At 54.9% G+C, this 11310-nt stretch carries 8 protein-coding genes; 2 read left to right on the top strand and 6 right to left on the bottom strand.

Going from position 1 to position 11310, the window contains the following annotated elements:
- Nucleotides 1–11 precede the first annotated feature (11 nt).
- The 5 genes from osmF to bglX all read right to left on the bottom strand — a co-directional run bounded on the left by osmF (nt 12) and on the right by bglX (nt 7760).
- A complete protein-coding gene (gene osmF, locus AC6EMZ_RS07780; protein WP_498401899.1) occupies nt 12–929 on the bottom strand; it encodes a glycine betaine ABC transporter substrate-binding protein OsmF in 918 nt (305 codons plus the stop codon).
- Between the two features lie 81 nt (nt 930–1010).
- Nucleotides 1011–2246, bottom strand: a complete 1236-nt coding sequence (locus AC6EMZ_RS07775) for an MFS transporter (protein WP_498401897.1) — start codon at nt 2244–2246, stop codon at nt 1011–1013.
- Nucleotides 2243–3796, bottom strand: coding sequence for an MFS transporter (locus AC6EMZ_RS07770; RefSeq protein WP_498401895.1), 1554 nt, complete (start codon nt 3794–3796; stop codon nt 2243–2245). Before AC6EMZ_RS07770 ends, AC6EMZ_RS07775 begins: the two co-directional genes overlap by 4 nt.
- Nucleotides 3793–5145: a glycoside hydrolase family 28 protein gene (locus AC6EMZ_RS07765; RefSeq protein ID WP_498401894.1), complete on the bottom strand. Its 1353-nt coding sequence runs from the start codon at nt 5143–5145 to the stop codon at nt 3793–3795. Before AC6EMZ_RS07765 ends, AC6EMZ_RS07770 begins: the two co-directional genes overlap by 4 nt.
- A 317-nt stretch (nt 5146–5462) precedes the next feature.
- On the bottom strand, nt 5463–7760 hold the full coding sequence (gene bglX, locus AC6EMZ_RS07760; RefSeq protein WP_498402298.1) for a beta-glucosidase BglX: 2298 nt from the start codon (nt 7758–7760) through the stop codon (nt 5463–5465).
- Between the two features lie 189 nt (nt 7761–7949).
- On the opposite strand from bglX, the gene dld reads away from it, so the two are divergent.
- Together dld and AC6EMZ_RS07750 are read left to right on the top strand one after the other, a co-directional pair.
- Nucleotides 7950–9716: a D-lactate dehydrogenase gene (dld, locus tag AC6EMZ_RS07755; RefSeq protein ID WP_498401893.1), complete on the top strand. Its 1767-nt coding sequence runs from the start codon at nt 7950–7952 to the stop codon at nt 9714–9716.
- A gap of 94 nt (nt 9717–9810) precedes the next feature.
- On the top strand, nt 9811–10365 hold the full coding sequence (locus AC6EMZ_RS07750) for a GNAT family N-acetyltransferase (RefSeq protein ID WP_498401892.1): 555 nt from the start codon (nt 9811–9813) through the stop codon (nt 10363–10365).
- Here the strand turns inward: AC6EMZ_RS07750 and pbpG are convergent, their stop codons facing one another.
- Nucleotides 10366–11310, bottom strand: a complete 945-nt coding sequence (gene pbpG, locus AC6EMZ_RS07745) for a D-alanyl-D-alanine endopeptidase (protein WP_498401890.1) — start codon at nt 11308–11310, stop codon at nt 10366–10368.

Raw genomic sequence — 11310 nt, 5'->3', positions numbered from 1 at the left:
GCATTACCTTGTTACTTCACGAGCCCTTTTTGCTTCAGGAAATCTGCCGCCACTTTTTTGGCATCCAGCCCTTCCACCGCAATGCTCGCATTCAGCTGCTGCAGCGTTTTTTCATCCAGTTTTTCAAAGACCGGCTTCAGCCATTCATCCATTTGCGGATAGGCTTTTAGCACCGCTTCGCGCACAACCGGCGCGGGGGCATAAATAGGCTGGACGCCTTTAGGATCGGATAAGGTTTGTAGTCCCAACGCGGCAACCGGGCCGTCAGTGCCATAGGCCATGGCGGCATTCACGCCGGAGGTCTTCTGCGCAGCCGCTTTAATGGTCACCGCCGTATCACCACCGGCCAATGACAGCAGCTGGCTCTGTTCTAATTTAAAGCCATACGCTTTTTCAAAAGCGGGCAATGCGTCCGGGCGCTCGATAAATTCCGCCGAGGCCGCCAGCTTGAATTCGCCTTTGTCTTTCAGATAGCGACTCAGGTCGTCAAGCGAGGTCAGCTTGCCCTTCTCCGCGAGATCTTTGCGTACGGCAATGGTCCAGGTATTGTTGGCCGGTGCAGGCGTCAGCCAGATTAGCTTGTTTTTTTCGGCATCGAGTTTTTTCACTTTCTCATAGCCCGCGCGGGCATTTTTCCACGCTGCGTCGTTCTCATCTTTAAAGAAAAACGCACCGTTTCCGGTGTATTCCGGGTAGATATCCAGCTCGCCCGAAGTGATCGCACCGCGCACCACGGGCGTGGTACCGAGCTGGACTTTGTTAACGGTTTTCACCCCGTGGCTTTCAAGCACCTGCAGAATGATATTCCCCAGCAACGCCCCTTCGGTGTCGATTTTTGATCCTACTTTCACCGGCTCTGCGGCGTGTAAAGGCAAGCTCAGCGCCGCAAGAAGCATCGCTGAGCCTATTATCCCCTTTGAAATTGTCATGCTGCTTTCCTCATTATTTTGCGGCCTTTTTCAGAGGCTTGAGAGAAAAGCGTAGACGAAAACCACCGTTTCTACCTGGAATCAGCGCTCAGCGGGGAGTTTCAGCGGAATCGTCAGCACGCTGGCGGCAAAATAGAGGATGGCGATGACCCACAGCGTGCCTTCCACGCCAAACGGTGAAACGCACAGCGTCACAATCAGCGGGCCGACGAAATTGCTCAACCCGGACCCCAGATTAAGACACGAGATGGCTGCGCCTTTGTTGTCCGGTAGTAACGATGGGATAAGCGCACTCAACGGGCCAAACGCCCCCAACCCGATGGCGTAAAGCGCCAGCGCCAGAAACAGCGCGATTTCACTGTCACCAAACCACACCGGGGCGTAGCACACTGAAATCATCGCCAGCCCACACAGCGTGCCAGAAAACCAGACCACCGTGTTGCGCCAGCCGAGGGTATCGCCCAACCAGCCGAAGAAATAACTGGCGAAAATATTCACCACGTTCACCAGCCCCCAGATGGTGAGCCACTCCGCGATGCTAAAACCAAAGCGCGGCAGGTAAACCGGCATCAAAATCACCAGCGAGAATTTACCGATATCGTTGATGGTTTTGACGATAACCGCGAGACGCATTTTCGGTTCACGGACCAGCACCAGGATCCCTTCAGCACAGGCGGCTCCGAGTCGCCCGTCGCGCTGCCAGTGAGGACGGTCACGATTGAGCACCAGCGCACAACATGCGCCCAGCATGACAAATGCAAAGCCGCTCAGCAGCGTGGCTATTTCACCGATAATCGGCAACATCAGGCTGGAATACCAGGGCCCAACAATGGTCATCCCCACGCCGAAAGCAATCCAGAACCACGACACCGCGCGGCCTAATATTGCCGGTTCGCAGCGCTGATTAATCCACACCAAAAAAGAGTAGGCAAACAGTGGATACGCCACGCCGCGCAGGGCATAGCTCGCCACCATCAACGGATAATTCCCGTGCGGCAGCGCGTAGCCAATAAACGGAATCGAGCCGATAAAATAGACAAGCGTGGCGGCCCACATCAATCGCCGCAAGCCGAGCACCCCCGCCCCGATGCCGGAAAACCACGACACCGCCGCCACACACAGGCCGAATACCGAAGAGAGCAGGCTGATTTGTACGGCATCAAAGCCACGATGTTGCAGCATCGATGCCAGCCAGCTCTGCTCAATCGTGGCTCCGGTGATAAACAGAAAGATGCCGATAAAACCCCAGCACAGCTCCCGGGGCAATCCCAGCCGAGCCCAGAGCCCCTGCTGGATAAAGACGCTCTGTTCCGTCATGCGATTTTGTCCTGAAGCAGGCGGGCATTCATCCGCTTGCGGTTCAGATAACCCACGGTGTTTTCGCCCCAACAGCACTCATAGGGCATACCGGTCAAGCTTTCTATCACCGCCTTATTCTCGGCGCTCACGGTGGCCTTACTGCCGCCCTGCTTCAGACGGGCCACCTCTTCATTAAGAATGCCGTGAGTTCGGCTGTTGACCTTAAACTGGAAGGCAGACCAGATCCCCCACACGGTGAGGATCACCGGCAGAACAATCATGATCATCAGAATCATGTTGATGGCCGACTGCGGCTGCACGCTTTGTCCCGAAACAAATCCCGACATCTGTAACGCTACGCCGACCAGGAAAATCGACAGCGCCTGAGAAGCTTTGCGCAGCAGGCTCATAAACCCGGCGAAAATGCCCTCCCGACGGCTGCCCGTCAGAATTTCGTCCACGTCAGCGACAAAGGTGTAGTTATTCCACGGGATGGCATAAATCCCGCCGCGCGCCAGCCCGGCGACCGCCGCTCCAACGTACAGTAACGACATTCCGCTTGTTCTGCTGAAATACGCCGCGACGAACAGGGCAAACGCCACCAGCGCCATCGTGGCCTGAGTTGCAAACGCGCGCGACGGTGAAAAGCGTAACGTCAACCAGGTGGCGATGCCGACCCCAAAGAATTGCAGTCCATTCACGACGCCCAGCAAATTGGATGCCATGACCGATGAGGTCATCAGTGCAAAGACCACAAAGTAGGTAAAGACGGAGTTGAAAATATCCTGGGCAACCGACCCGCCCAAATACATCCCCAGATGCGAGCGGAACGTTTTGATTTTCAGCGTTGAGACAAAATCGTAATAGATATGGTAAACCCGCGTCGCGAACGGCTCTTTTTCTTCGTCCTCATCGTGTTGTTCGTTTTGCTGGATCTCTTCCAGCGAACGCTCCCAGGTACCGAAGTAGACAAAGAACAGCACGATCATAAAGGAGACGGTGAATATCGCCCCGGTATAGAAAAAGGAGTCCGACGACTCAGGGCCGAACCAGGCCACCAGCCGCCCGGGGAGGAACGCTGCTGCAAATCCGGCAAGCTGAGCGATATACATCCGGGCGCTGGTCAGTTTTGATCGTTTTTTGAAATCGGACGTCATCTCTGCCGACAGGGTGTCGTAAGGGATAATGATCATGGTATAGACGATTTCAAACAGGATATAAAACAGCAGGTACATCCAGTAGTTAAAGCCTTCAACCCACAGCAGGCTATAGACAGACACCAGCGGAATGCTGGCCAACAGGAAGAAACGGCGGCGACCAAAGCGACGCCCCAGGCGTGTTTTATGGAAGTTATCAGAAACATATCCGATCACCGGGCACATAATCACATCAACAATGCGCGCCACGGCAAACAGGGACCCCGCCTGAATGGGCGTCAGGCCGCAGAAGGTGGTTAAAAAGAACAGCAGCCAGGCGCTTACCAGCGTAAATGCCCCGGAGCCAATCACATCCGCCAGCCCGTAACAGACATAGTTACGCAGCTTAATTTCCCGCACTTTTTTTATCATTTTGATCCCCTGCTTTCGCCGCTGTTGATTCGAACATCGTCTGTATCCCAGCCCGCAGGAAGCGGCGCGGGACGGGTGAGATTGACCGCATTGAGATGCAGGTTCTGCACCCCGCTGGCATAGATGGCGGGAAGCCCGTGTGGGTAACGTTCCACGCCATGAGCGCAGCCCGTTTGCGGATCGACCCAATAGGCGTTATCCAGCCCCATTCCGGTTGGACGCTGCGGATTGCACGGCGGGCGCACGTCGTAACGCCCCTGCTGATCCGAGCCGCTGACAATTTGATGGAAGGTCAAACCGTTAAAGCTGATATCACGAATAGCGCCCGCTATTTCGCTATGCAGATTGATGGCCCCCTCGCCGGTACCGTTCAGGTTGGTGAAGCTGATTTGGCTGATTTCACCCGGCATCACGTCGGGCGCGCGGTGGCGAACGGAGATGAATACCGGGTCGGCTTTGCCCCAGTGGCAGGGATCGCCGTGACGGCAGTCGAAGGTCATGTTGCAAAAGCTCATCTGGCGGAAATGTCCCCCGTCGCGCGAGACCAGGCCAATCCCGCGATTGGACTCATAAATCACACAGTTGGCGACGGTGACATTGCTGATATCGGCGAAGGTTTCGGTGCCGACTTTGATGGCACAGCTTTTTGAACGAATGATGCAGTTGTTGACCGTGACGTTTTCGATTGGCTGCTGGAGTGCAGCTGCCTTGGCGGTAGTCTTCAGGCAGATGCCATCATCGGCGGCGCTAAAATAGCTGTCGCTGATGTGAACGTGCTGACAGCTATCGATATCCAGCGCGTCGGTGTTGGACAGCGTCAGGTCGTTATCAATGGTGATATTGCGGATAAAAACGTGATGACAGCTGACCAGATGCACCGTCCACATAGGCGCGTCGCAGAGCGTGATATCCGTCAGCCGGACCTGCTCGCAGCCTTCCAGCACCAGCAGTCGCGGGCGATGGACTTTCGGCTGCCTGTAGCCCTGTTTATCAACCTGCGGACTAAACCAGGCGGTCGCACTCCCATCGATACAGCCCGCCCCGCTCAGGGTGACGCGCTGCGCATCCCTGGCGTAAATCAGCGCCATGCGGGAAAGCTCGGCGATACTGTGCGTTTCGGCGGCCTGATAATCTGCCTCGTGCGGGCTGGCGTGCAGCCGCGCCCCGGCCTCAAGGTGTAGCGTGAAATTCGACGGCAGTATCAGCGTACCCGTCAGGTAGGTGCCCGGCGTCACCACCAGCGTCCCGCCGCCGGCCTGCGCGAGCGTAGTAATGGCGTGCTGAAGTTCGACGGTTACCGCCGTCATGCCGCTGCGGTCGAGATCGACATTTTCTAAAGAGAGCTTCATGTGAATACCTGTCAGCTGTAATTTGACAGGCATTAAACGGCGTCATGGCCCGGCATCGGGGGCGCATTTCACCAGATTTTATGTGAAAAGTGAGAGCCATCACTCCGCCCGGAGAAGGCGACAAGCACTTATGATACTGTTCACGTTTTCAGCTGACGCGCAGAAATGAGTTGTGAAAAGCCTCACACTTTAGGGGGAACGGCGTGTTGAAAAGGGCGGAATTGAGGTGATTAATGCGCAGAGACGAGAAAAGGTGTGTTATCTGTCACGAAACCCGCAGCGAGGCGGGTTTCGTGTGTTGTCTTTGGTGATGTCTATTACTTCAGTTCGAACTCACCTTTATTGACGCGTGCAGAATCGACCCCGATATAGACGTTAAACTTGCCCGCCTCAGCGTCGTACTTCATCTGCTGGTTCCAGAACTTGAGCGCATCCACATCAATCGGGAAGCTCACGGTTTTGGTTTCGCCAGGTTTAAGGTCAACTTTGTCAAAACCACGCAGCTGCTTCACCGGACGGCTCATCGACGCCGTAACGTCCTGAACATACATCTGAATAACCGTTGCTCCTTCGCGTTTGCCGGTGTTGGTGACATCCACGCTGGCCGTCACGTTGCCGTCACGCGTCATGGACGGTGCAGACATTTTCACATCGGACACCGTAAAGGTGGTGTAGCTCAAGCCGTAGCCGAACGGATACAACGGACCGTTGGCCTCGTCAAAGTAACGCGACGTATATTTATTCGGCTTGTCGGCATTGTAAGGACGGCCAGTGTTCAGGTGGCTGTAATACACCGGAATCTGTCCCACCGAGCGCGGGAAGGACATCGGCAGCTTGCCAGACGGGTTGTAATCACCAAATAGCACGTCGGCAATCGCATTTCCGCCCTCGGTACCGGCAAACCACGTTTCGAGAATCGCATCCGCCTGCTGGTCTTCTTTCACTAACGTCAATGGACGACCATTCATCAGCACCAATACCAGCGGCTTGCCGGTGGTTTTCAGGGCGGCAATCAAATCACGCTGGCTTTGCGGAATATTGATGTCAGTTCGGCTGGAGGCTTCATGCGCCATACCCTGCGCTTCACCCACAACGGCCACCACCACGTCAGCCTGTTTCGCTGCGTTAACGGCTTCGTCGATCATCTCCTTAGCCGAGCGCGGATCGACCTTCACCGCCTCTTCATACTGGTTCAGGAAGGTGACGATATCCTTGTCGCTGGTGACGTTTGCGCCTTTGGCGTAAACCACTTTACCGTTTTCACCGAGCGCATTTTTAATGCCGGTTAATACAGTGACAGACTGGTCAGCCACACCCGCAGCGGACCAGCTTCCCATCACGTCGCGTTTACTGTCGGCCAGCGGACCAACCACGGCAATCGAGGCGGATTTTTTCAACGGCAGCGTGTCGAGGCGGTTTTTAAGCAGAACCAGGCTTTCGCGCGCCACTTCACGCGCCTCTTTACGATGCAGACGGCTTTCGGCGTTGGTATCTTGCGGATCGGAGTCTTTCGGCCCCAGATGGCTGTACGGATCGTTAAACAGACCCATGTCATATTTCACGTTCAAAACGTGACGCGTCGCATCGTCCAGCTCCGCCATCGTCACCTTGCCGGTTTTTACCAGGTCGGGCAGATATTTGCTGTAATACTCGTCGCTCATGCTCATGTTAATACCGGCTTTGAGCGCCACGCGCACTGCGTCTTCGGGATCGGACGCCGCACCATGCTTAATCAGTTCTTTAATTGCGCCGTGATCGGAAACCGTAATGCCTTTGAAGCCCCACTGGTCGCGCAGCACATCTTTCAGCAACCATGAATCAGAGGTAGCAGGCGTACCGTTCAGCGAGTTCAGCGCCACCATTACCGCACCGCTGCCAGCGTCCAGCCCCGCTTTGTACGGCGGCATGTAGTCGTTAAACAAACGCTGCGGACTCATATCAACGGTGTTGTACTCTTTACCGCCCTCTACGGCACCATAAGCCGCAAAGTGTTTCACGCTGGTCATTACCGAGTAACGATCGGCCGGACTTTTGCCCTGCATCGCTTCGACCATGGTTTTACCCAGCGTGGCGGTCAGATAAGTATCTTCACCAAAACCTTCAGATGCCCGGCCCCAGCGTGGATCGCGAGAGACATCGACCATCGGTGCCCAGGTCATGTTCAGGCCGTCATCGGCCGCTTCATACGCGGAGACGCGCCCAACGGTAGTCACGGCATCCAGATTGAAAGAAGAGGCTAACCCGAGGCTAATAGGGAAAACGGTACGCTGGCCGTGAACCACGTCGTAGGCAAAGAAGAGCGGGATTTTCAGGCGGCTAAGCTGCATGGCCTGATCCTGCATTTTGCGGATATCTTCACGCGTGACGGTGTTAAAAATCGCCCCGACCTGGCTCTCTTTGATCATCTCGCGGATGGCTTCTTTAGGATTGTCCGGCCCGACGCTTATCAGACGCAGCTGGCCGATTTTCTCATCGACGGTCATTTTAGTGAGCAAGTCCGTGACAAAGGCGTCACGCGCTTCTGGCGTTAACGGGTGATTGCCAAACAGATCTTCAGCCAGCGCGGGTTGCAGCGCCAGACCGACTGCGACAGCTACAGAACAAAGCCATTTCATGTTGTTGTACTCTCTCATCATTAACCGCCGGACTTTCTCGACCAGACCGTACGAAAAGCGCAGTGTGCCATAAACCCTGTGAACCTGGCAGGGTTATTCTCTGATTTTTCTGGTGAATACTCGCTCGCGTAACGGTTAATCGCGCTATGCTTTATGGCGAGAAATTTGCCCCATCACAAGGAGTGGATAATGACTTCCGTTCGGACCCAAAATAACAACGTATTCATCAACGAACTGTCGCGCCTGGTGGGTCACTCTCACCTGCTCACCGACCCGGCAAAAACCGCTCGCTATCGTAAAGGCTTCCGCTCGGGTCAAGGCGAAGCGCTGGCGGTGGTTTTCCCTGGTACCTTGCTGGAACTGTGGCGCGTATTAGCCGTCAGCGTCGAAGCCGATAAAATCATTCTGATGCAGGCGGCAAATACCGGCCTGACCGAAGGCTCTACGCCAAACGGCAATGATTATGACCGTGATATCGTCATTATCAGCACCTTGCGTCTGGATAAGCTTCACATCCTGGATAAAGGCGAGCAGGTTCTGGCCTATCCTGGCACCACGCTCTATTCGCTGGAAAAGGCGCTGAAACCTTTGGGTCGCGAGCCACACTCGGTGATCGGATCGTCCTGTATCGGGGCGTCGGTCGTGGGTGGGATCTGCAATAACTCCGGCGGTTCGCTGGTGCAACGCGGCCCGGCCTATACCGAGATGTCGCTGTATGCCCGCATTGATGAAAATGGCAAGCTTCAGTTGGTTAACCACCTGGGGATCAATCTTGGCGTGACGCCGGAACAGATCCTCAGCAAGCTCGACGACGAGCGTGTCAATGATGGCGACGTCCAGCACGACGGGCGTCACGCCCACGATCATAATTACGTCGAGCGCGTACGCGATATCGAGGCCGATACTCCAGCGCGCTATAACGCGGATCCGGACCGTCTGTTTGAATCCTCAGGCTGCGCAGGCAAGCTGGCCGTGTTTGCCGTCCGTCTGGACACGTTCCCGGCAGAGAAACAACAACAGGTCTTTTATATCGGCACCAATCAGCCTGAAGTGCTGACCGAAATTCGTCGTCATATTTTGGGGCAGTTCACGAATCTGCCGGTCGCGGGCGAATATATGCATCGGGATATCTACGATATCGCCGAGCGCTACGGTAAAGACACCTTCCTGATGATCGACAAGCTTGGCACCGACAAAATGCCCTTCTTCTTCACGATGAAGGGACGCGCCGACGCCATGCTGGATAAGGTGTCGCTGTTCAAACCGCATTTTAGCGACCGCTTTATGCAGAAGCTGGGCAGCGCCTTCCCGTCGCATCTTCCCCCGCGCATGAAAAGCTGGCGCGACAAGTATGAACATCATCTGCTGCTGAAAATGTCAGGTAACGGCATTGCTGAAGCGCAAAGTTGGCTCGCTGAGTTCTTCAAAACCGCTGAAGGCGATTTCTTTGCCTGTACGCCAGAAGAAGGCAGCAAAGCCTTTTTGCATCGCTTCGCCGCTGCGGGCGCGGCTATTCGTTATCAGGCAGTGCATGCCGATGAGGTAGAAGACATTCTGGCGCTGGATATCGCGCTGCGCCGAAACGACACGGAATGGTTCGAACATCTGCCAGCGGAAATCGACAGCAAACTGGTGCATAAGCTCTATTACGGCCACTTTATGTGCCATGTATTCCATCAGGATTACATCGTCAAAAAAGGCGTCGATGCGCATGCATTGAAAGATGAGATGCTTGAATTGCTGCGCGTACGCGGGGCGCAATACCCTGCTGAGCATAACGTTGGGCATCTGTATGAAGCGCCAGAAACGCTTAAGCGTTTTTATCGCGAGAACGATCCAACAAACAGCATGAATCCCGGAATTGGTAAGACAACCAAGCATAAATACTGGAAAGAAGCCGTGGAGACAGTGGCTGACGATCCACAAGCCATTGAACCCACAGTAAAGCCGCACTAACGCTATTGTTAAGCGCGTCGTAATCGTACTAGAGTAACGTCACATTGCCGGAGAAACGTTTCTCCGGCCTTCCCTGACGAGGAGCAAACCCACCATGTCGGCCGTCGAAATATTATCTACCACCGAAGTTGAGGTGCGTGACGCCCAACCTGACGACGTTCATGCTATCGCCGCGATTTACGCCTGGCATGTGCTTAACGGTCGTGCATCATTTGAAGAAATCCCCCCAACCGTTGATGAGATGCGCCAGCGCATGAGCAGCATAGTGGCCGAAGATTTACCCTGGATGGTGGCGCTGTATCGTGGCGTGGTCGTCGGCTATTGCTACGCCTCGCTGTACCGTCCGCGCCCGGCTTATCGTTATACGCTTGAAGAATCCATCTACGTTGACGCCAGCGCCACCGGACGTGGGTTTGGCAGCGCGCTGATGGACGCCCTGATAGAACGGTGCGAGAAAGGCCCATGGAGGCAGATGATTGCTGTCGTGGGTGACGGGCACAACAATGCAGGCTCGATTCGACTGCATAAAAAGCATGGTTTTGAGATTGCCGGACAGCTCAGAAGCGTGGGTTACAAGAAAGGAAACTGGCGGGATACATTAATAATGCAGCGTCCACTCAACGAGGGTGACTGGACGCTGCCGGAATAGTTAGTCGTTCTGCGCGGTTTGTTCACCGGACGTTGACGCACTGGCCATTTGCGCTGCCTTTTGCTTTTTATAGCTCAACGCAGCAGCCGGAACAGGCATCACCTTCCCGGTTTCAATCCAGGTACGCAGACGGCTGGCGTCGGCAAAGTGAGTATATTTGCCGAAGGCATCCATCACCACCAGCGCCACCGGTTTGCCGTTAAAGACGGTACGCATCACCAGACAGTGACCAGCCGCATTGGTAAATCCAGTTTTGGTAAGCTGAATATTCCAGTTATCGCGATACACCAGATGGTTGGTATTACGGAACGGGAGGGTATACGGCGGGTTGGCAAAGGTCGCCATCTCTTCACGAGTGGTGCTGAGCTGGCCTATCAACGGATACTGCTTACTGGCAATCAGCATTTTGGTTAAATCACTGGCGGTCGAGACGTTATGAATCGACAGCCCTGTCGGTTCAACAAAGCGCGTATTCACCATACCCAATGACTTCGCTTTCGCATTCATTGCACGAATGAATGCGTCATAGCCGCCGGGATAATGATGCGCCAGGCTTGCCGCTGCGCGGTTTTCAGACGACATCAGCGCCAGCAGCAACATATTCTTGCGGCTGATTTCACTGTTTAAACGCACGCGAGAATAAATCCCCTTCATTTCCGGCGTCTGGCTAATATCGACTTTTAGTTTCTCATCCAACGGCAGCCGTGCGTCCAGCACCACCATCGCGGTCATTAATTTGGTGATAGAAGCGATCGGGCGCACCAGATTCGGGTGGCTTGAGTAGATCACTTTATTGGTATTGAGATCGACAATCATCGCACTACCGGAGGCGATATCCGGTTGGGCGGCGCTGGCCACCGTGGACGTTTTGGCGATCGCAGGCAGCGCAACGGGCACCGCCAGCATCAGCGCGAGGCTAAGTAAAGAAACTCGGATTTTCAGCAT

The sequence above is a fragment of the Enterobacter sp. SCRI0065 genome (assembly GCF_059766475.1).
The sequence above is the reverse complement of the archived record's forward strand: the minus strand, read 5'-3'. Positions and strand labels throughout refer to the sequence as shown.